Raw genomic sequence first — 23,028 nt, 5'->3', positions numbered from 1 at the left:
CATTGGCTATCTCTTTGCATTTATTGTAAAACCAACTCACTTGCTGTTAACAAATTACTGGTTGTTAGTTCTGAAAATGATTCTTCTGGTTTTTCCGTTAAATGTATCGTTTTTACGCCTGCTTTTTTTCCTGCTTTAATATCACGATGAGCATCGCCAATCATCCAAGAGGAATCCCTATCTATTTTATATTTAGCAATCGCTTTTTCTATCATTAATGAATCTGGCTTACGCGTCAATGATGCCGAGTTAAATTTTTCATGATGTGGGCTAAAGTAAATATCATCTAATAAATTCCCACATTGCTCTTGAAAATAGTTATGACATTTCCATACATCCTCGCGCGTATAAATTCCTTTGGCAATTCCTGATTGATTGGTAATCACAATTAATAAGTAGCCTGCTTCTTTAAATCTTTTCAATGCTTCAATGGCGCCATCGGGAATAATCAAATCCTCAAGTCGGTACACATAATCTACACGGTCTATGTTTAATACGCCATCACGGTCTAAAAAAATACATTTCTTCATCACTTATAAATTTAGTCAATAGATAACAAAACGGCTTTGAAAATCAGGATGATTTGGTTCAAAGCTAAAACTATCACACAATATAACTATTTTGTTATTTTTTTGCACAATTAGTTTTATTTTTTTATCTAATGAAATAGTATTCAGATTTTTCACAAAAAAACGCAGACTTTCTGATAAGTCTGCGTTTTTAACAAAAAATCTATTAGAAATATAAGAATTTATTGATTGCGGGTATCAGCTATCGGATTTCGGATTTCAGCAATTGATTATTTGAAAGCCGATAGCTGACAGCCGAAAGCCAATACTACAGCTTATCCCATGGAATACGACTTAACAATAAAATTAAGCCTAAGCCAAAGAAAATCAATGCATTTTTATGACGAACGATTGAATCAGTAGCACGTTTATTCTTTGAGTATCCTACTGTAATCAAAGCAATCGCAATGATATTTGTCAGAATATGTTCAACAGCAATTTTACGGTATTCAGCAATTTTCATTACTTCTGAACCAAAGTCTGTAAATGCTTTGATACCAAACGGGCTCAAGAACAAATACAATACTAAACCGATTAATAGTTGAGTATGGTTCGAGATAAGGAAGAAAAGACCAAACTTACGGTCTGTGTCCGTGAATTCACTTTTTGAAGTGAGTCCCATCGCTGCACGTACTAAAACGACTAGCCCAAGAATGATTACGACAAAGAAAAGTGTCTTATGGATTAACTGAAAAATTTCATACATAAATTTTAGGATTTTGAATTGCCAATTTTTCCCAAAGATAATAAACAAAGATTTCGTTTATAGTGTAATTTTATAAAAACATCATTAAGAACTTTAGCTTACCCATTTTCCTCACTTCATCCCACAAAATAATATTTCATGAAAAAAACTTTATTTATTTCAGCCCTTTGCCTCGGGAGTATGGCTTTAGGTGCATTTGTTACTAAATCTCTTGAAAATGAAGCCATCACGATTGACATCGTAAAAAAAGCCGAAAAAATTATTGGTTTAGAGTTTACTCAGTCCGAAGCCGATTCAATGCTTGCTAAACTTACTACCACACGCAAAAATTTTGAAGAAAACAGAAAAGTGGAGTTAAAAAATGAGGTTGTTCCTGCCCTTGTTTTTAATCCATTACCCCAAGGATTCGAGTTTGAAAAAGGTGCTTCCTATTTCAAAGCATCTAGTATTGCAAAAATCTCTTTGCCCAAAGATAAAAATGAGTTGGCTTTTTATTCGGTAAGGCAATTGGCTGCTTTGATTCAAAGTAAACAAATTACGTCTTTGGAACTGACCAAATTCTTTTTAGAACGGCTGAAAAAGTATGACCTTCAGTTAGCATGTGTAGTCACCCTTACTGAAGACTTAGCCTTGAAACAGGCTTCAAAAGCAGATGCTGAAATAGCTGCTGGAAAATACAAAGGTTTATTACACGGCATTCCGTATGGAGCAAAAGATTTATTGGCAAAAAAGGGTTATAAAACTACATGGGGTTCTGTACCCTACAAAGACCAAGTATTGGATTACGATGCCACAGTGATTCAACGTTTAGAAAAAGCCGGAGCTGTTTTATGTGCCAAACTAACATTAGGAGAATTAGCCATGGGTGATGTTTGGTTTGGAGGAACTACCAAAAACCCTTGGGATTTAAAGCGTGGTTCTTCTGGTTCTTCGGCTGGTTCTGCTTCATCAGTGTCGGCTGGTTTATTGCCCTTTGCCATTGGCTCAGAAACGTTAGGGTCTATTGTGTCTCCTTCTTCCGAATGTGGTGATACAGGTTTACGTCCTACTTTCGGACGCGTACCTCGCACGGGTGCGATGGCTTTAAGTTGGAGTATGGATAAATTAGGCCCCATCTGTAGAACCGTTGAAGACTGTGCCATCGTATTTAATGCTATTCTCGGAAAAGACGACCAAGACCAAAGTGTGATAAATGCACCGTTTCAGTTTGATGGTAACAAAAATGACTTGAAAGGCATTAAAATAGCCTACTTGAAAAAAGATTTTGAAGGGAAATATCCTAATAAGAAGCAAGATTCACTTACCTTGGTCGTGATGAAAAAATTGGGAGCAGAATTAATTCCTTTAGAATTACCAAACTTACCCTCTAACGACATTAGTTTCTTGCTAAGCGTAGAAGCAGCAGCGGCTTTTGATGAGTTAACACGTTCTGGAAAAGATGATTTAATGGTTCGTCAAGTTAAAAATGCTTGGCCAAATGCTTTCAGGTCTGCCCGACTTATCCCTGCCGTTGAATATTTACAGGCGAATCGTCATAGAACTTTATTGATTCAAGAATTCAACAATAGGCTGAAAGGAATTGACGTTTACTTATCACCAGCTTTCGCGAGTAGAAATTTAACAATGACGAATCTTACAGGTCACCCATGTGTAGTATTGCCCAATGGTTTTCGTGCAGAAGGTCGCCCTACAAGCATTACATTTATGGGTAAACTATTTGGCGAAGGCAAATTATTACAAGTAGCAAAAATTTATCAAGATGCCACAGATTTCCATCTGAAGCATCCTAAATTATAAGATATGTACTTTAAACGATTGTTCTTATCAGTGGCTTTGGGTTTTCCCTTAGCCACCTTCTCGCAAGATGTTAAGCAAGAAGAGGCACTACAAAAAATGGTAGAAAGTGAAAAAGCCTTTGCACAAACATCTATCGATAAAGGCACAAAAAATGCTTTTTTAGCCTTTTTGGGGAAAGATGCCATAGTTTTTGATAAAGGTATGCCCATAAATGGACTGGAAAAATGGCAAAATCTGGATTTTCAGCAAGTTTTGACTTGGCAACCTTATTTCGCAGAAATTTCAGGTGCTGCCGATTTAGGTTATACCGCAGGGAATTGGCAAATTCATGATAAAACAGCAGACGGAAAATCTTTTGGTTTTGGTACCTTCGTTACTTTATGGAAAAAGCAAAGTGATAATACTTGGAAAGTTGCCGCTGATATTGGCGTAAGCCATGCAGATAATGCGAGTAAAAGCACGCAAATCATCAAGAATTATCCTGTTTTTAAACCTGCCGATTTAAAAAATCCTGCTACCTTAGCCGAACGTTTTGTTTTTATGCAGGATCATTTCTTTTGGAAAAATGCGAAGACAGCACTCAATCCATTTGAGCCTCATTTATCTCAAAATGTTAGGGTTTACAGAAATAGCCAATTGCCAATTATAGGAAAAGATGTTGCTAGTGCCTTTCTGAAAAAAAGCTATGATAAAAAACTTATCTATACTGGCTTAAAAGCGATTGCCTCAGCGTCGGGCGATTTAGTCTGTGTGTATGGAACAGTATCGGGAAAAGGCACCTCAGGAAGTTATTTAAGAATGTGGCGTCAAGAAGCAAAGGGCGTTTGGAAAATCACCTTAGAAATCGTTAGTATTTAATTTAGCATATTTCAATTTACCCATTATGTACGCTTTAAAAAATTGCCAGATATTTACTTCTGAAGAAATCCTTAACAATAAGATATTAGTGATAGAAGCTAATAAAATTGCAAGAATATTGGATGAAGAAGACATTGAAGACTTAGACAATCTTTTTCCCGAAATTCAACTTATTGATTTAAAAGGCTTCAATATTGCTCCTGCATTGATTGACATTCAGATTTATGGCGGTGGAGGAAGTTTATATAATTCAAAAACAACGGAAGAGACCATTCATAATACTTATCTAGAAATTCGTAAAGCTGGTACTACGAACTTTCAGATTACGCTTTCCTCAACCCCTCTTGATAAAATTCTTGAATCAATAGAAGTAGCTAAAAGTTATATCAAAAACGGTGGACAAGGATTAGTAGGACTACATTTAGAAGGCCCGTTTTTTAGCTTTCCTAAAAGGGGTGCGCATGTCGCTGAATTTATCAGAAAGCCCACCGACGAAGAACTAACAACTATTATTGAAGCTTGTGTGGGTCTGCCTACCTACATGACCATCGCACCTGAAGAATTTACAGATACACAATTAGACTTACTCTTACAAAGCGATATTAAAATTGCGGCTGGTCATAGTTCGGCTACTTATCAGCAAGCTAAATATGCTTTCAACAAGGGAATTAATAGAGTAACTCATTTATTTAATGCGATGTCAGCTTTTCAAGGACGTGAACCTGGCTTGGTGGGTGCCACTTATGATTCTGAAGCTTGGGCAAGTATTATTCCTGATGGCATTCATGTTGATTTTGCCAGTGTGAAAATCTCTAAAAAAATAATGGGCAAAAGGTTATTCATCATTACCGATGCAGTAACGAATGATGTTTCGGGCGATTATAAATTTATTCACGCTGGTACACATTATACCGATACAAAAGGAACGCTTTCAGGTTCTGCCTTAACGATGATTCAAGCTGTTATCAATTGTGTTGAAAAAGTAAATATTCCATTACAAGAAGCCCTCCGCATGGCTTCTACTTATCCAGCCGAAGTCTTAGAACTAGACCATTCTTTGGGACAAATCAAAAATGGGTATCAAGCCAACATGATTATCTTTGATGATTCCCTCAATATTAAAGGCTTAGTTGAAAATGGGTGCTTAGAGTGGTTTTAGGGAATGGTGAATGAGTGAGTGAATTGTGATTTAGTGATTATTGCCATTCTCTTTTGTATATCAAAACAAATAAGATAAAATCTGACATCTGAAAGCCGAATACCGAAAGCATTTAAAAATGAATTTGATTTCTAAACAACCCAATACAGGTACTACTATTTTCACGGTAATGTCCAAATTAGCTTCCGAATACGGAGCTTTGAACTTATCACAAGGTTTTCCTAATTTTGATTGCTCTCCTAAGTTAACAGAACTAGTGAATCATTACCTTAAAAAAGGGATGAATCAGTATGCCCCAATGGCGGGTATTCAAGCACTTCGTGAAGTAATTGCCCAGAAAGTAAGCGATTTATATCAGGTTCACTACCATCCAGACAGTGAAGTAACCGTAATTTGTGGTGCTACAGAAGCGCTGTATGCTGCCATTACGGCGGTAGTTCATCAAGGCGATGAAGTTATCCTGCTTGAGCCTTGTTATGACTCCTACGCCCCTGCCATTACTTTAAATGGTGGCGTTCCTGTGTATGTGACCTTAACTCCTGAAAATGGCTATAAGATTGATTGGAATATTGTAAAAGGAAAGATTAATGAACGAACAAAATTAATTATTCTGAATACGCCTCATAATCCTACAGGGACAGTTCTTTCTCAAGAAGATTTAAACAGTTTGGCTGAAATCGTTAAAGACACCAATATTTTCCTGATTGGCGATGAAGTTTACGAACATATTATTTTCGATGGACTTGCTCATTGGTCTTTGCTTCGCCATCCTATCTTAAAAGAAAGAAGTTTTATTTGTGGTTCGTTCGGGAAAACATTTCATGTGACGGGCTGGAAAGTGGGATATTGTTTGGCTCCCAAACAATTGAGCGATGAATTCAGGAAAGTACATCAATGGCTAACGTTCTCTACGGTAACGCCTATTCAATACGCTTTGGCTGATTTTTTACAAGAACCTCAAAACTATCTTTCGATTCCTTCATTCTACCAAGAAAAGCGTGATAAGTTTTTAACTTGTATTAAAGATTCTCGCTTTACCTTTACACCTGCGAATGGCAGTTTCTTTCAATGTGTAAATTATGAAAGAATTACGGATGAAAACGATTATGAATTAGCGATTAGGCTTACCAAAGAAATTGGTGTTGCTAGCATTCCAGTTTCTGTATTTTATAATCAAAAAAATGATTTTAAAATATTACGATTCTGTTTTGCGAAAGATGATGAAACACTAGAGAAGGCTGGTGAGAAATTATCGAAACTTTAAAAACCTACTCGGCTATAAAGTTCCGATAATTAATTAATGGGCATTGCACTTTTTTATAATTGGGCTGGTGATTAGATTGTGTTAAATTTTTAAGTTAAACTGATTTTCCAAAAACATGAAACATTCAATTTATATAATATTACTATTTGTTAGTTGCATTGCCTGTACCAAACAGCCTAAACTAGATGGTCTGGATCTTGAAAAATGGTGCGCTGATCGTGGTGGTTGTAAAGGCGACAGATTGAAAATGGTTGAAAAACTAAAATCTTTAAAAGACGAAATAAAAGGCGTAAGCTCTAATGATATTGATGATTATTTAGGCAAGCCCGATATTCAACAATTAGCAGACCGTAGCCAAGAATACTATATTTATTTCTTAGAACCTGGCAACCACTGTAATGACGTCAAAAAGAAATCTACTGCACAAATGATGGCTGTTAGGTTCAGTGCTATGGGTATGGCTACAGAAGTAAATTTTCAACGAGGAATGCCTGAGGAATAATTTAAAACTTTATCGGCAAAACATAAAATGAAGCAACCGATATTCCTCGTATCTGAGCAGGAATCCAATTGTGCATTTTCTTCATTAGTTTTATTACCTCAGCACTTAATGTCGGAGAAATACCTGTATCCAACACGTGAATCTTACTGATTTCACCAAAACGTTCCACTTTAAATCTTACTAAAACAGTTTCTCCTTTAGCATCCGTTGGACGTACTAAGTTTTGATAAACAAATTTATTTAATTCATCATTACTTTCAGAGAATTTTGCAAGCGTTTCAACTTCATAATAAGTTGAGTCTAAATCAAGGGTCATATTCTCAAAATAAGACCTATTATCTCTGTCTTTTTTGTTGACAAGACTTACATGTGTTTCTAAAACACTGGCAATAAGATTTCTATCTTTTTCTGAAAAAGAAGCTGACGAGATGGTACTTTTTTGTGCTCGGGCACTATTAATCCCTAATAAAAGGACTAATCCCAATAGTGTAAAAGTTTTCATAATTGTCTACTTAGGAATTTTATAATTTTAAAAACAGGCTAATCTCTATTAATTCTCAGGGTACTTTTTTGAACAAACAATCCAATAATACTTAATATTTAAGGCAGTCAAATTAAAGTCTCTCGTTCAACTGTTTTATTAACTTATGATAAGATTTGAGAGTACAAATTTAAATGTTTTTTTGATGTTTCCAATTATATATAAATTTTTCTATGAAATTTTATATATAATTGGAAAACAAATGGTTATAGCATAATTCGGGTAATATAAAATACTTATATAATATTAATCTTTATCAAAAAACCACCCTAAAATGGTAGAGGTAATTGATAACACAAAACTAAAAATCAGAGGAGGAATAAAACCTCTTACTGTAAAGCCATCAATAAAATAATCTACTATATATACTACTATTACATTGATGACTAACAAGAACAAACCCAATGAAAGAATAGTAATTGGGAAACTGATAAGTTTTAAAATAGGCTTCACAAAGGTGTTGGCAAAACCCATTGCCAATACAACTATAAAGGAAGTCTGAAAACCATCAATAAAAATTCCATTTATATATCTAGTACTAAACATTATGACAATGGCAAGGACTAAATACTTGATAATGAAGTTTATCATTTTACAATTTAATTTGTTTTTAAAAAATTCATTTATCTTGAATGTCTCGAACGAAGTACATCAATAATTTCATCAAAGTCAAGTCCTCTTTGCTCTAATAGGACTAAATAATGAAATAATAAGTCCGCAGCCTCCCCTTTGAATAGCTCATCGTTGTTATCCATCGCTTCAATCACTAATTCTACTGCTTCTTCTCCTACTTTCTGAGCAATCTTATTAGTTCCTTTTTCGAATAAACTTGCAGTATAGGACTTATCTGAAGGGTTATTTTTGCGGTCACGAATTACAGCCTTTAGGTGATTCAACCATCCTGCTTGTCCAGGTTCATTTTTTTCACCCCAACAAGTGTCGGCTCCTGTATGGCATGTAGGTCCTGCAGGATTTACCTTAATTAACAAAGTATCTTCGTCGCAATCTTTCAGAATTTCTACAACATGTAAAAAATTATCAGAAGTCTCACCCTTAGTCCATAAACGTTGCTTAGAACGACTAAAAAAAGTTACTACTCCTTCACGCGCTGTTTTTTCCAGAGCCTCTTGATTCATATAACCAAGCATTAATACTTTTTCTGTCTTTGCATCTTGTATGACAGCAGGGATTAGTCCACCCTGTTTTTCAAAGTCTACTTTCATTTTTTTCAAACCAATTTGGTTCTTTATGGTTATTTTCTTGAAATAATAGCAATCCTAATTCCTAAAAGAATTAAAACAACTCCAGTTACTCTCTCTTGAACTTTAGTAAATAATGAATATCATTCATTATAATCTCATCGAAATACCTTTATCTCTCAAGTATTCTTTTAATGCAATAATATCAATTTCTTTGAAATGGAAAATACTAGCGGCTAATCCAGCATCAGCTTTACCGATAGTAAACACTTCATTAAAATGTTCCATAGTACCCGCCCCACCAGAGGCAATAATAGGAATAGAAGAATTACCCGAGACGGTCGCCGTTAATTCATTGGCAAAACCTGCTTTGGTACCATCCGTATCCATTGATGTCAACAAGATTTCGCCTGCTCCACGATTTTCTACTTCTTTCGCCCAATTTAAAGTACGATATTCTGTTGGTTTTCTCCCGCCATGCGTATGTACGATATGTTCAGTAATACCTTTATCCGTTTCAACAAAGCGCGTATCAATTGCCACGATAATACATTGCGAGCCAAACTGTAAAGCCAACTCATCAATCAGCGCTGGTCTGCGAACAGCCGAGGAATTAATAGATACTTTATCTGCTCCTGCATTGAGTAATGCTGATACGTCTTCGATAGATGAAATACCTCCGCCTACCGTAAAAGGTATATTTACATTTCTGGCTACGTTCCTTACTAAATCTATTAATGTTTTTCGATTATCCACGGTAGCAGTAATATCCAAAAACACCAATTCGTCTGCTCCTTGTTCAGCGTAAATTGCTCCTAATTCTACGGGGTCACCAGCATCACGCAGGTTCACAAAGTTGGTACCTTTTACCGTACGACCATCTTTTATATCAAGACAAGGTATTATTCTTTTTGTAAGCATTGTTATAGCTATCGGCTTTGAGCAATGAGCTTTGAGCCTTTTTTATTTGGATTTTAAGACAAAACTGGACTTTAAGACTAAAGGATATTAATAGTAATTTAGACTTATATAGTCTGCAACATCAGCGTATTTTTTCTGTGAAAATCTGCGGGTGGAAAATATTTCCTTCTTAAAAAATAAAGAAAAATTTGAAAGCTGACATCTCAAAGCTCACAGCTATTGATGCAATGCTGCAATCTGTTTTAAGCTGATTCTTCCTTCATAAATTGCTTTGCCGACAATCACTCCGAAAATATTCATTTCGTCTAATTTCAAAATATCATCCATTACAGAAACTCCTCCACTAGCAATAATGTGTAAGTATGGAAATTGGTCTTGTAAATTTTTATATAATTCAAAACTGGGTCCTTCTAATAATCCGTCTTTAGCGACATCGGTTGAAATAGCATATTTTGCTCCTTTTTCTATATAGTTTCCCACAAAGTCGTATACAGAAGTAGTCGTAGCTTCTTCCCAACCTGAAATGGCAATTTTTTCATTGCGAGCATCGGCACCTAAAATAATTTTTTCGCCACCGTAGCTCTGTAGCCATCCTTCAAATAAAGTAGGGTTCTTTACGGCTACACTTCCGCCTGTTACTTGCTTCGCTCCTGAGTTAAAGGCAATTTCAATCATTTCATCAGACTGTACACCTCCTCCAAAATCAATATGCAAATTGGTTTTGGTCGCTAACAGTTCTAATACTTTGTGGTTAACAATACGTTTTTGTTTTGCTCCATCTAAATCAACTAAGTGCAAACGCTGAATGCCAGCATCTTCGAACGACTTGGCTACTTCTAATGGATTTTCATTATAGATTTTCTTCTGAGCATAATCGCCCTGCGTAAGACGAACACACTTCCCATCAATTAAATCTATGGCTGGTATTATTTGAATCATTGTTTTAATTATTAGATACAAGATGAAAGAAGCAAGAGACAAGATTTTAGAAAAGAACAATAAGATATTTACCTATCAAATATTTTATTATTCAAATTTTTGCTTCCAAACTTCTGCTCAATCCATGTATCATTTTCTGTATTTCTTGTATTTGATTTAGTAGTATTTCTAATTCGCTCACTGAGATAAAATTCAAGTTTTTAGCTACAATCAACTGTGTTTCTACTTCAAAAGCCGAAGCAATGCTTATAGATAAAAATCGAACAAACTCTTTATTTCCTCTTCCTGAACCTTCTGCAATATTTGAAGGAATAGATAAAGCAGCTCTACGTAATTGAGAAGTAAGACCATAAATTTCATATTGTGGAAATGTAGCAGACTTCTCGTATATTTTATTTACAAAATCAATAGACAGTTGCCATACTTTCAATTCTTTAAAATTGTGTAAAAGCATATTTTGAAAGTTTTAAGGTTATAAAATCTTTATCAACTCTTTCATTCATACTCGCAACAACTACTATTCTTGCCTCTTGTATCTTGCCTCTAAAGTCTCAATCAATCTTCAAAAAATTCTCAATAATCCTCTGCCCTTCCTTCCCGCTGATTTCAGTGTGGAATTGGGCGGCGTAGAAATTATCTTTATGGAGCATTGCTGAAAAAGGCTGAACATAATCACATTCTGCTACAGTGTATTGACTGATTTCAGCATAATAGCTATGCACAAAATACATAAAAGCACTTTCCTTTAAGCCATCTGTCAGATCGCTTTTAAGGTTGTAAATATTATTCCAACCAACATGAGGTACTTTGAAGGATGTAGCATCAAAACGTTTTACATCAATATCAAAAATTCCCATGCAGGTAGTATCGTTTTCTTCAGAATGGCGACACATCAATTGCATACCCACACAAGTACCCAAAACAGGTTGTTTCAATGAAGGGATGACCTTATCTAATCCTTTTTCACGCAGATAAGCCATCGCAGTACTTGCCTCGCCTACACCCGGAAAAATAACTTTATCAGCCGAACGGATTTCATCCTCATCATCTGTCCAGAGATAATTTACCCCTATTCTATCCAAGGCATACATTACCGACTGAACATTCCCTGCATTATATTTGATTATTACTGTTTTCATTTTTCAGAATTAAGGGTAAATCGCTGTTATTTTCTCGTTAAAAGCAGCGGTTAGCACAAAAAAAGCCTGACTCTTTTCAGGAATCAGGCTTCTATTTATATCGAATACTTGTGTCGTTGCTATTGGCACAATACTCATCAGCCTTCCCTGTTTAGGAAATTACATGATGGTAATGATGTGTGCCTTTGAAAATCATGATGCAAAAATAGTTATTATTTTGAAATTTACTTCCTAAACATTTGGTATTTAGTGTGAAATAGGATAAAATTTTCTTTAGCTGTGAGCTTTGAGCTATCAGCTATGAGTTTTTAATTTTAAATAATGGTTGAGTTAAAACAAAAAAGGCTCATTGCTGACAGCTCATTGCTCACAACTAAAACAAACTCATCTGTTCCACCTTTGGTAAGAACTTTGGTTCTTTTAGGGTTAAACCACAATGCTTATTCAATTGCTGAATCCAATAAAGGGCTAATTCTGGTGCAAAGGTACTTTCGCAAATATGTACAAAAATATAGGCTTCTTCTAAACCCTGATGAAACCACATTTTTAATTTTTGTATCCATTCATCTACTCGCTGGCGGTCGGAAGAATGTTCATTACCTACCCAACGGATGGTTGCTACTTTGTTTGATAAACTCTGATGTACTACATCCCTCCTTCCTGCTACGTCCGTTATAACAGTGCCATGCCCATAATGATTTAACAATGACAAAGCATCTTGCCAGATTTTTTCATTTTTAAACCAATCCTCATGACGAAACTCTACTGCTATTCTCAATTCAGCAGGTAAATCTTTAAGATACTTTTCTAATGCATAAAATTGTTTTGGTGTAAAGTAAGGCGCTAATTGTAAAAATGGCATTCCCAGTTTTTCATCCAAATCCAATATTTTCCTACAAAAAGCCTCTGTTAAGCTTTCTGCCTTTTGAAGCATTTTATCATGCGAAATAATTTGAGGAAACTTAGTACAGAAAGTAAAGTTGTCTGCTGTTTCTTCTTTCCATCGCTCAATTGTTTCTTCACTTGGAATTTGATAGTGAGTAACGTTCAGTTCAATCGTATTAAATTGTCTAGAATAAAGCGACAAATAGTCAACCGTTTTGGCTGAGTGTGGGTAAATTTTTCCGTTCCAATCTTTGTTTGACCAAACTGGACAACCAACGTGTACGATAGGTTTTTTGACAGGTGTATTACCCAATACTTTTTCATTGAAAGTATTGTCTGCCTGAAAGGTAAAATTTACTTTGTCTATTTCTTGTATAGGAAGTTTACCGAAATCCATCTGCTTAATTGTTAATTTTTAAAGGTAATAAAAAAATCCTGCCAGTACTGGCAGGATTTCATTATCAAGACAAATGGTCTATCCTTATTTCGGATCTAATCCCTTTTCTATTCTGAATAATACATCTTCATAGTGGTATTTCGTCATTTTGTCGGTTGTTAAAGGCAACGCTGCTTTCAACTCACTTTTCAATGCCAATAAATGTCCACGAGTTACTGAAGTAATATCCGTTTTACGAGGATCAACCGCAGCAGGAACAACAGTTCCTCTAAAGCTAAAGCCCGCTTGTCCACCTATAGCAGTACCATTTAAGATGCTAACCATTTTTTCAACATACACTTTTTGTAAGTTTCTACGTGTAACATCTGTTGCTTTGTGTGTACGTGCTTCAGACCAAATAGACGAACGAACATCTGTAAAGAATTCATCTAAGCCATAGCTCGCTGGGTTCTTAGCATTCATTTCAACCAAACGTTGCAGACGGTCTGAAGTAAATAAATTATTCAAAGTAGCTTCCTGAATGCGGCTGATAGCATCAACACCATAGTCTGGACGAATTTTTGTAATAATTTTATCATCTAATAACCAAGATGGTGTATCAAAAACCTGACGGTTCAACCATAATACAGCACTTTTCTGAACAGCCTTAGGCGTTGGTTCATATACTGCTCCTTGTTGATCCATCGTTTTAGGAGTTTCGTAAACACCACCAATGTTTTTGCTTACATGACCAATATAACGACGATACTGCGTAACTATTTCGTTATAAGACTCCGCCAACATATCATAATCTTGCGCTTCTTCTTTTGTCCATTCTGTTAAGTTTGGTACAATTCTCTTCAAGTTTTTGATACCATAATCACTTGCCAACATATTGTCATCGCCCAAACATTCGCTTTGCGTACGAGGGTCATAAGGGTTTGTTTCTGTTCCGAACCAAATTCTTGGGTTTTTAGCAAACTCTTGAATATATTGTTTATTAAGTGTCTTTTGGTCTTCCTCAGGCGTTGCACCCTCTAATGTTTGATATGCCCATTTGATAGCCCAAGTATCATATTCACCAATGCGTGGATATAAATCTTTCACACCATCTTCTGGTTGTGCTACATAGTTGAAACGAGCATAGTCCATGATTGAGGGAGTATGTCCATGTTCTGCAATCCATTTCGGGTCACGAAGTTTTTCAACTGGTATAGTACTGCTTGAACCATAGTTATGACGTAAACCGATAGTATGACCAACTTCGTGTGACGATACAAAACGAATCAAATCACCCATTAGCTCATCATCAAACTTGTTTTTTCTAGCACGTGGGTCAACCGCCGCACCTTGAGTCATATACCATTTTTTCAATAACTTCATTACGTTATGGTACCAACCAATATGGCTTTCTAGGATTTCTCCAGAACGAGGGTCATTTACGTTAGGGCCATAAGCATTCTCGATATCAGAAGCGAAATAGCGAATCGCTGAATAACGAGCATCTTCTAAGCTAATCGTTGTATCTTTATCTGTCAAGATTTCTCCACGGATAGCATTTTTCCAACCAGCCGCTTCAAAAGCTTTTTGCCAATCGTCCACACCTAACTTTAAATATTTACGCCATTTTTCTGGTGTTGCAGGGTCGATATAATATACAATTGGTTTTTTAGGCTCAATCAATTCTCCTCTTTTTTGCTTAGCAGCATCTTCTGCATTTTTAGGCTCTAATCTCCAACGAACCGCAAAAGTTTGGTCGTCTGTACGTTGTGAATTATCATCAAACACAGTATATCCAGTAGCGAAGTATCCAACTCTGTTATCGAAATAACGTTTTTTCATTGGCGTACTTGGCAACAAAATCATCGACGTATTCAATTCTATCGTAACCGCTCCCGTAGCTGCTGCCGCTGGAATATTTACCGTAGGAATTGGGCTTGGTGCGCCCCCTGGCATTGGCGGAACAGCATTAAATGTTTTAACCGTTCTGATTTCCGTATTGATTGGATACGACTTGATTGACTGAATATAAGAACGATCAAGGGCTATTGATGTAAACTTATACGTTGTTTTTGCATAAGGAGGTAAAGAAAAAATCTGATTATCTCCTTTAAAAAAGTCTGTTACTTCAATAACCGAAGCACTCGTTTTGCTTGCAGAATCTTTTTTGATAGCTTTTAAATCAAAAGCCTGAGCGATAGGCTCTACGTTAGAGTTCTTAACAGCTTTGTAAAGGGGTGCTGTAGAATCTGCTGAGACATTGATGTACTGAACAGCACGCAAGAAAATTTTATTTTCTGGTGCTTTCTCGAAACGAATTACTTGACGGTTCAACATTTCACCACCATAAGTACCTGGAATCGTTGCTGTTTTAGCAAGACGCGTAATACTCATGATTTCTTTTCCCATCAATGAGTCTGGAATTTCGAAGAAATATTTATCCTCAATTTTGTGAACCGTAAAAAGCCCTTTTGAAGTTTTTGCTTTATCCGTAATTACCTCCTTATAAGGCTTAGGGCCAGTCTTTGGCGCTTCTGCTGGTTTAGGAGTTGTTGCTGTCGTGGCGGCCGCTGGGGCTTTAGTATCTCCTTTTTTGTCTTGTGCATTTACTGTAAAAGCAAAACATGACAAAGCAATCAGAGAAAGTTTTGTTTGAGTTTTTAGCATGATGACTTTAAATTATTAAGAATTTTAAGGGGTCTAAATTAAGTGATTAAGCTCTATTTTGGAAATTTTGTTTGATGAGTGGTAATACTTTACTTAATACTTTGTCGTATTAATCGCCAATGCCCACTTGATACGCATTATTTTTTCGCAAATTAATATAAGTTATCCCTAATTGTTTTGCCTGATTGCTCAGCTTATCAGCATACCAATCTGTATAAGAAGCATCAATGACTAAGTGCTTGAATTGCACTTTACCCACAAGCTGATTTAAATCAACTACAGATTTGTTGGCAAGAATCACATAATCGAAAAACTGATTTTGAACATCAAAGTCTTTCTTCTTTAAATTTTTCCCTATCCATAAAAAGGTCTTGTCGTGCCAAGCCATTATTGTTATTGAATCTTTGCTTTGGGAAATTATGTCGAAATCTTTTAAGTGCTGATTGTCCATTAAGTTTATTTTCGTTGTATCCACTACTCCACATTTCGCCCACAGGTTATTCAACCTAAAACCAATGTCTTTTCTACTTTCTAAAAGTGATTTGTCTGCCAATACTATTGCTTTTTTACCTTTAATGATTGAAAAAGCACTATGCTTTGGAATAGCATGAATTATTAAAAAATCTTGACTTCGTTGTCTCATATTTTTACTGATAATAAACACTATTAATAAGCCAACAATTAGGCTACTGATGCGTACCCACTTAAACAACTGTGTTTTCCACAAAACTATCAGGGCAAAAATAAGCGCATATAATAAGTACATTTCCCACTGTGAAATCCACAAAAACTTAGTAATGGCAAAAGGAAGACCTTCAAACCATAATACTGTTTTATTCAATGCTAAAATCAAAAACTTAAAACCTTGACCTAAAACATAGATAATTTCCTGTTGGTGAAAGACTAATAGCAATTTTGCTAAAAACACAAAGAATAGCCCAGCTATCAGCACGAATGAAGAAAGTAAGATTACTAACGGATTAGCCAACAGAAAATAATTAGGAAATTGGTGGAAATAGTAAATAGCAATTGGGAAAGTAGCAATTTGTGCTGCAATGGCAACGGTGCTTATTTGCCAAAGATGAAAACCAAGCCAATGTAGCCAACTTTCTGTTTTATCGATTACTATAAAAGGACTAAGTTTTGGCTGAAAATAAATCATACCAAAAACGGCTAAATACGATAATTGAAAACCTACATTAAATAGAAAAAAAGGGTTTATCAACAACAAACAGAAAGCCGAGAAAGCTACAGTATTATAGGCATTATCCTTCCTTTGAAACGTTCTGGCAACTAAAATCACGGAAAACATAAAGGTAGAACGGAGTACTGGCGACGACAATCCTGAAATGAAAGCATAAAACCATAGGGTGATTAAAGTAATGCTTAGTATAAGGAGTTTTCCATTTTTGCCCCATTTCTTTAAAAAGCTAAGTATGAAAACCAAAACACCATAAATTATACCTACATGTAAACCTGAAACAGATAATACATGTACTGCACCTGTAGCTGAATAAGCTTGCATTAAATTGCTATCGATATCATCTCGCTGACCCAAAATCATGGCATTTGCTACTCCATACTGTTGTTTACCTTCTACAAAGGTGGTTAAAATAGAATCAGCCAATACATTGGTTTTGATGGCTAAGGCCTTTATGATATTTTGTTCCAAGTGCCATACTTGTTCAATCATTGAAGCACGGCAATATTGTTGAAAACCTATATTTTGCCAAGCCATGTATTGACGATAATCAAACTCTTCGGGATTTTTTGGTGCTGAAATTGCCTGTGGTATTCCTTTAATCAAAAAGATGTCTCCGTACTTTGGTTTTTCCACAGTTTGATTATCAAAATAGAGCAGTATTTTCCCAGAAGTTGATAATATACGCTTATCGATAATCACCGAACGAACCTCAGCGATAGCTTTCCATGAATTTTCTTTCTCTTCGACCAAGTTATCCACAATTATCTCATAGTGACTAAGTCTTGAAACATAGTGTGAATAATGCTGTGGATAATTATTTTCGGTTGAATGAAAAGCAAGCAGGTAACCCGTGAAAACTAAGGTGGTTAACCCACAAATGCCTGTAAGTAGATGGTTCTTAATTTGTTGCCTGAAAAGATATAAGGCTATATAAGCTAATATCAGCAAGAGCCAAAGCCCAAATATAAGCTTGATATTGAAAGGAGTAAAAAAATTGTAAATCACAATGCCCAAAATCAAGGCAATTGTAAAACGAACAAATGGGAATGTGGAGAAGTAGTTCATCTATAGCGACTTAAGGTATAGTATCCTAAATTAATAAATTTATATGAAAAGTAAATTATTGACCTTTTCTCTTTTAATTAACTTTTCCACTTCTTTTATCTGTATCTTTGCGGATTAGCCGATTTCAAACAAAGCATTCAGAAAAATGTCAATAATCCTTGCAGAAAAATTAAGAAAATACCTCAAATCAAATGCCTTACCGCAAAGTGTTTCTCGTGGTAAGATTATTTATCAAAAAGGGGGTACTACATTTGAAAAGATATCCTACACTGATAAAGGCGAAGCTACTATTAAAGTAAAAAGTGATTCTAGTTCAAAATTTTATACCGTTCATATTCGCAATTGGAACACAGCCATTGTAAGCTCAAGTTGTTCTTGCGATTACGACTGGGGTGGTATTTGTAAACACAGAGTAGCAGCCTTATTATTTTTAGAACAAGATTTACTTACCCGCAAACCAACTGTTATACAAACACTTCCTTTAAAGAAAACATATCCTACATCATACCACATTATCAGAATTAGTACTTTCGACGACTGGTCATTGAAAAGCCATTCTAGTTTAGATGATTGGAAAAATAGGGCTAGTGTTCAAAATGTACAAATTATTTCAGCAATTGATGGCATCGCCATTGTAGATGTAGAATATAAAAAAGAGATTTTTCACCTAAAATTTGAAAAGCTCCGTTTCAATAGCGAAGTAGCCACCTCTTGTTCTTGTGCGCAAGATATCGAAAACCAATTATGTATTCATAAAATTGGTGCCTTGATTGCTATCCGTGATACCTATGGTCCGAATAATCCATTCGATAGAATGCGTGATTATACTATAGAAAAAAACAAACTATTATCTGAATATGGCTTTACTTTAGAAGATGATTTACAAGATAAATTTGATTTTAAACTAAAGGCAGATGGCTCTGTTCAATTAGTTCGTATCGACCAAAGTATTCAAAAAATCAGTCAATTTCAGAACTGGAGAAATATCAATAATCGTATTTTTCGTACACCTGAGAATTCTTATTTAATCAACAACGATGACGTTGATAGAGAGCTTCGACAAATTTTATATGTCCTTCGTTTCAAGGGAATAGAGTTTGTAAACGATGTAGCGATTGATACCTATTCCTATAAAGCAGGAGCAAATGGCAAAATGGCCTATATCCGTTCGCTGAAAGATAGTGACTTCGAAAGTTTTCCAGTATTGACCGATGCTGATAGCCAAGTGATAGGTTTAATCAATAGCATTAAGGATGATGGACTGAAAGCTTTTGGTAAGAAAAAAGATTTACGTTTGCCTTATTTCTATGATTACCTGAATCGTGATGAAGTATCTGCTAACGACTTACCGATTGTAGAAGAATATATTAACAAAAAACTTGATAGAATTTTTAATTTATTAACCGACAAACAAGTTCATACTAGCAAGACTTCTTTTGTGAGCAGTCAAGTTGATGTGGAAGAAATAAAAATTGGTAGAGAACGTATATTCCCCGCCTTTACCTTGTCGGAAGAAGACGATTTTATTGTATTAGAAGGTTTTACTACCATTAATCAGAAAAAAACGAAGCTTGCATCGTTGGTCAATCCTAATAGTTATTGGGTGCGTAGTATCGGCAATGTTTTGTATAAATTGGCAAATCCTGAGGTCGCCAACTTATTAAGTTATCTTCCTAAAAATGGAGTACTGAAAGTAAAGAAATCTAATTTTGGTGGTTTTTTTCAAGACTTTGTGTTGCCTCTTGCCGATAAATTCACCGTTGATTTACAAATCAATCAGGAAATTGAAAATCAATACGTGAATTATCAGCAGATAAAAATCTATCTCAAAGAAGACGATGGTAATTTGCTTTTTGTACCTATGTATGAATATGAAAACGGGGTAGAGTTTTCTCATGATCAAAAAACAAACAAGATAAATTTTGAGAACGAAAAAATAACTATTCTGCATAGAAACTATGATGCTGAGAAAAACTATTATGGTCTTATAAAAGAACAGCATCCTTCTTTTGAAAATCAAAGTCAATATCCTTTCTTCTTCCTTTCATTCAATAATGTGTTGAAAGACGGCTGGCTTTATAAGTTTTTCGAAGCCATGAAAGCCCATGATATCACGATTTTGGGTTTTAAAGATTTAAAGAAATTCAGGTATAATCCACACAAAGCAGCATTTAATATCAAAGCAGGTTCGGGTATCGATTGGTTTGATATGAAAATAGAAGTACAGTTTGGTGACCAAGTGATTGGTATCAAAGAAATTCAAAAAGCAGTTTTGAAAAAACAAAACTACGTTGAATTAAAAGATGGTTCTTTAGGAATGCTACCAGAAGAATGGCTAAAGCGATATGAAAGTGTATTGAAGCTAGGGAAAGTAAAAGGTGATCAGTTACAGCTTTCGAAAATGCACTTTTCACTGATTGATGAATTGAGCAAAGACATTGATAGCTTTGAGTTTGAGCAGGAATTGTATGAGAAAAAACAAAAGCTGCTCAATTTCAAAGAAATGGCAGAGATTGAGTTGCCTAAAAACATCAATGCTCAACTACGCGACTATCAAGTAGAAGGCTTTAAATGGCTGAATTTCTTGGATGAATTTTCTTGGGGTGGCATCCTTGCCGATGATATGGGGCTTGGTAAGACGCTTCAAATGCTTACATTTCTTCAAGAACAACAAAATCGTAACCCACAAGGAGTAAATTTAGTAGTCTTGCCAACAACATTAATTTTCAACTGGCAAGCTGAAGCGCTAAAATTCTGTCCAGATTTAAAACTGTTTGTTCACCGTGGAGGTACTCGACAAAAAATCAATGATCACTGGCGAGAATATGACATTATTTTAACGACTTACGGAATGGTACGCTCGGATATTGAGCTTTTTCGTGAGTTTGATTTTAATTATATAATTCTTGATGAGTCGCAAGCTATCAAGAATCCAGACTCCTTGATTTCTAAAGCGGTTAAATTACTTCGGTCACGCAACCGTTTAGTGATGACAGGAACGCCTGTTGAAAACAATACTTTTGATTTATATTCTCAAATGGAGTTTATCAATCCAGGTTTATTAGGTAGCGGCGAGTTTTTCAAGGCTGAATTTTCAAACCCTATTGATAAAAACCAAGACAAAGAGAAGGCTTCGCAATTACGTAAAATTGTGTATCCTTTTATGCTCAAAAGAACAAAGGAGGAAGTAGCAAAGGATTTACCTGAAAAAACAGAAAGTATTATTTATTGCGAAATGGACAAGAAACAGCGAAAGGTATATGATACTTTCCGTGAGATTTATCGCCAGAAATTGGTGGATAAAATGTCTGTAGATGGCAGGGAAAAAGCTGCATTCTTGATTCTTGAGGGTTTATTAAAGCTTCGTCAGATATGTGATAGCCCAGCGCTATTAAACGATGATACAGAATATGATACTAATTCAGCTAAGCTAGAAGAAATCATTCGTGAGATTGAAGAGAATGCTGGAAATCATAAGATTTTGATTTTTAGCCAATTCTTAAAAATGTTGGATTTAATTAAACAACATCTTGAAAAGCATAACATCAAGTACGAATATTTAGATGGTAAAACGACTGACAGAGCGGATAGAGTAAATCATTTCCAAGATGATGAAACTTGTAGGGTATTTTTGATGAGTTTGAAAGCGGGGGGGGTTGGTATTAACCTTACAGAAGCAGATTATGTTTATCTAGTAGATCCTTGGTGGAACCCTGCGGTAGAGCAACAAGCCATCGATAGAACGCACAGAATTGGGCAAAAGAAGAGTGTATTTGCTTACAGAATGATTTGTAAAGATACCATTGAAGAGAAAATATTATTGCTTCAAGATAAAAAGCGAGACATTGCTAAAGATATTATTAGTACCGAAGATGGTTTCTTGAAAAAACTATCGCAGGATGATATTATTGATCTATTCTCATAGGTGTTTTTCTTGAGGACTCTTTAGAACTTGAAGACTTTATGATGGCTATCATCTTACAGTTTTTAAGTCTTTTTTACGAAACCTTCCTATTAGGGGATGACTTAAGTCCTACTGATTACCCACATCTTTTAAAAAGTTGAAATCAAGATGTAATTATTGATAAAATGGGTTAAAATAGGGTTAAATCGCCTTTCAAACTGAGCTTTGGTCTCCTCATGTCACAGCCTGACTACTTGAATCATTTATTTCTAGCGAGGGACTTAAGTCACTCGCTAGAAATAAAAACCTTGATTATCAGCTATTTATATACTTGCGGGTAATCGATAGCAATTAAGTCAGCCCTTAAGTGAAAATAGCAGAGCCACACCATAAATAAGATGTAGCTCTGCTATTTTTTTGTTCTTCTTCTCAAAAGGTCATATGCAATATGCCCCTACATGTACTTACCTAGTCTTGTGTCTTTTATCTTGTGTCTTATAGTCTTTTAATCCTTTAGTCTTCAAGTCCTGCAGTTCTTAAAAACGAGAAGAGCCACCATTTCTGGTAGCTCTTTTCTAATATTTTTGGGGTTTATTTACTTTCCCGCATGTGATTGCAGTATCATCAACGGAACTGGGCTTAACTTCTCTGTTCGAGATGGGAAGAGGTGAACACCAGTCCTATCAACCCCATAAATTCTTTGAGCTATTAAGCTCTATTTCTTTATGAGTAATTCATATAATATTGTGAAAGATGTTGAAGAGTAAGAACTATAAAGATTATATATCATACGGTTGTATTAATAAAGCTGTTGGGTAATTAGTATTGCTCGACTTTGGTATTTCTACCTTTACATCTGCAACCTATCAAGGTCGTCATCTACGACCGCCCTTATATGGATTACTCATCTTCAGGTCAGTTTCGCACTTAGATGCTTTCAGCGCTTATCTGGTCCCGACGTAGCTACTCAGCTATGCTCTTGGCAGAACAACTGATACACCAGCGGTCAGTCCAACTCGGTCCTCTCGTACTAAAGTCAGAACCTGTCAATAATCCTACGCCCACAACAGATAGGGACCGAACTGTCTCACGACGTTCTGAACCCAGCTCGCGTGCCACTTTAATCGGCGAACAGCCGAACCCTTGGGACCTTCTCCAGCCCCAGGATGTGACGAGCCGACATCGAGGTGCCAAACCTCCCCGTCGATGTGAGCTCTTGGGGGAGATCAGCCTGTTATCCCCAGAGTACCTTTTATCCTTTGAGCGATGGCTGTTCCATACTAAACCACCGGATCACTATATCCTACTTTCGTACCTGATCGACTTGTATGTC

At 35.7% G+C, this 23,028-nt stretch carries 18 protein-coding genes and 2 rRNA genes (1 of these 20 running past the window's edge); 6 read left to right on the top strand and 14 right to left on the bottom strand.

Going from position 1 to position 23,028, the window contains the following annotated elements; genetic code table 11:
* Positions 1-20 precede the first annotated feature (20 nt).
* Complete coding sequence (locus AC1RNE_RS12065) at positions 21-530, bottom strand: D-glycero-alpha-D-manno-heptose-1,7-bisphosphate 7-phosphatase (RefSeq protein ID WP_492801205.1); 510 nt, start codon at positions 528-530, stop codon at positions 21-23.
* A 307-nt stretch (positions 531-837) separates the two neighbouring features.
* Positions 838-1,275 carry a hypothetical protein gene (locus AC1RNE_RS12060; RefSeq protein ID WP_492801204.1) on the bottom strand — a complete coding sequence of 146 codons (438 nt, stop codon included), beginning with the start codon at positions 1,273-1,275 and terminating at the stop codon, positions 838-840.
* Between the two features lie 138 nt (positions 1,276-1,413).
* Between AC1RNE_RS12060 and AC1RNE_RS12055 the strand changes: the two genes are divergently transcribed.
* From AC1RNE_RS12055 to AC1RNE_RS12035, 5 genes are all read left to right on the top strand, one after another.
* Complete coding sequence (locus tag AC1RNE_RS12055; RefSeq protein ID WP_492801203.1) at positions 1,414-3,072, top strand: amidase; 1,659 nt, start codon at positions 1,414-1,416, stop codon at positions 3,070-3,072.
* A 3-nt stretch (positions 3,073-3,075) separates the two neighbouring features.
* On the top strand, positions 3,076-3,930 hold the full coding sequence (locus AC1RNE_RS12050; protein ID WP_492801202.1) for a YybH family protein: 855 nt from the start codon (positions 3,076-3,078) through the stop codon (positions 3,928-3,930).
* Positions 3,931-3,955: 25 nt separating this feature from the next.
* Positions 3,956-5,089: an N-acetylglucosamine-6-phosphate deacetylase gene (gene nagA, locus AC1RNE_RS12045; protein WP_492801201.1), complete on the top strand. Its 1,134-nt coding sequence runs from the start codon at positions 3,956-3,958 to the stop codon at positions 5,087-5,089.
* 118 nt (positions 5,090-5,207) lie between these two features.
* On the top strand, positions 5,208-6,353 hold the full coding sequence (locus AC1RNE_RS12040) for a methionine aminotransferase (RefSeq protein ID WP_492801200.1): 1,146 nt from the start codon (positions 5,208-5,210) through the stop codon (positions 6,351-6,353).
* A gap of 115 nt (positions 6,354-6,468) precedes the next feature.
* A complete protein-coding gene (locus AC1RNE_RS12035) occupies positions 6,469-6,855 on the top strand; it encodes a hypothetical protein (protein WP_492801199.1) in 387 nt (128 codons plus the stop codon).
* A 1-nt stretch (position 6,856) separates the two neighbouring features.
* On the opposite strand, the gene AC1RNE_RS12030 is transcribed toward AC1RNE_RS12035, so the two are convergent.
* From AC1RNE_RS12030 to AC1RNE_RS11985, 10 genes are all read right to left on the bottom strand, one after another.
* The gene (locus AC1RNE_RS12030; protein WP_492801198.1) at positions 6,857-7,357 is read right to left on the bottom strand and encodes an energy transducer TonB; all 501 of its coding nucleotides are present in this window, start codon (positions 7,355-7,357) and stop codon (positions 6,857-6,859) included.
* Between the two features lie 285 nt (positions 7,358-7,642).
* Complete coding sequence (locus AC1RNE_RS12025) at positions 7,643-7,987, bottom strand: phage holin family protein (RefSeq protein ID WP_492801197.1); 345 nt, start codon at positions 7,985-7,987, stop codon at positions 7,643-7,645.
* Positions 7,988-8,019: 32 nt separating this feature from the next.
* A complete protein-coding gene (hisIE, locus tag AC1RNE_RS12020; RefSeq protein ID WP_492801196.1) occupies positions 8,020-8,619 on the bottom strand; it encodes a bifunctional phosphoribosyl-AMP cyclohydrolase/phosphoribosyl-ATP diphosphatase HisIE in 600 nt (199 codons plus the stop codon).
* A 126-nt stretch (positions 8,620-8,745) separates the two neighbouring features.
* Positions 8,746-9,516, bottom strand: coding sequence for an imidazole glycerol phosphate synthase subunit HisF (hisF, locus tag AC1RNE_RS12015; RefSeq protein WP_492801195.1), 771 nt, complete (start codon positions 9,514-9,516; stop codon positions 8,746-8,748).
* 216 nt (positions 9,517-9,732) lie between these two features.
* Complete coding sequence (gene hisA / locus AC1RNE_RS12010; protein ID WP_492801194.1) at positions 9,733-10,455, bottom strand: 1-(5-phosphoribosyl)-5-[(5-phosphoribosylamino)methylideneamino]imidazole-4-carboxamide isomerase; 723 nt, start codon at positions 10,453-10,455, stop codon at positions 9,733-9,735.
* Between the two features lie 91 nt (positions 10,456-10,546).
* Complete coding sequence (locus AC1RNE_RS12005; RefSeq protein WP_492801193.1) at positions 10,547-10,909, bottom strand: four helix bundle protein; 363 nt, start codon at positions 10,907-10,909, stop codon at positions 10,547-10,549.
* A gap of 97 nt (positions 10,910-11,006) precedes the next feature.
* On the bottom strand, positions 11,007-11,594 hold the full coding sequence (hisH, locus tag AC1RNE_RS12000; protein ID WP_492801192.1) for an imidazole glycerol phosphate synthase subunit HisH: 588 nt from the start codon (positions 11,592-11,594) through the stop codon (positions 11,007-11,009).
* Positions 11,595-11,967: 373 nt separating this feature from the next.
* Entirely contained in the window at positions 11,968-12,876 is a 909-nt protein-coding gene (locus tag AC1RNE_RS11995) for a DUF72 domain-containing protein (protein ID WP_492801191.1), read from the bottom strand.
* An 84-nt stretch (positions 12,877-12,960) separates the two neighbouring features.
* Positions 12,961-15,522, bottom strand: a complete 2,562-nt coding sequence (locus AC1RNE_RS11990; protein ID WP_492801190.1) for a zinc-dependent metalloprotease — start codon at positions 15,520-15,522, stop codon at positions 12,961-12,963.
* Positions 15,523-15,631: 109 nt separating this feature from the next.
* The gene (locus AC1RNE_RS11985) at positions 15,632-17,791 is read right to left on the bottom strand and encodes a ComEC/Rec2 family competence protein (protein WP_492801189.1); all 2,160 of its coding nucleotides are present in this window, start codon (positions 17,789-17,791) and stop codon (positions 15,632-15,634) included.
* Between the two features lie 145 nt (positions 17,792-17,936).
* Between AC1RNE_RS11985 and AC1RNE_RS11980 the strand changes: the two genes are divergently transcribed.
* Positions 17,937-21,716, top strand: coding sequence for an SNF2-related protein (locus AC1RNE_RS11980; protein WP_492801188.1), 3,780 nt, complete (start codon positions 17,937-17,939; stop codon positions 21,714-21,716).
* Positions 21,717-22,277: 561 nt separating this feature from the next.
* On the opposite strand, the gene rrf is transcribed toward AC1RNE_RS11980, so the two are convergent.
* Positions 22,278-22,389, bottom strand: a 5S ribosomal RNA gene (gene rrf / locus AC1RNE_RS11975).
* Positions 22,390-22,494: 105 nt separating this feature from the next.
* A 23S ribosomal RNA gene (locus AC1RNE_RS11970) occupies positions 22,495-23,028 on the bottom strand (it continues 2,293 nt past the right edge of the window).

The sequence above is a fragment of the Arcicella sp. GW822-FHT02H01 genome (genome assembly GCF_058802005.1).
This window is presented reverse-complemented; position numbering and strand designations above follow the sequence as displayed.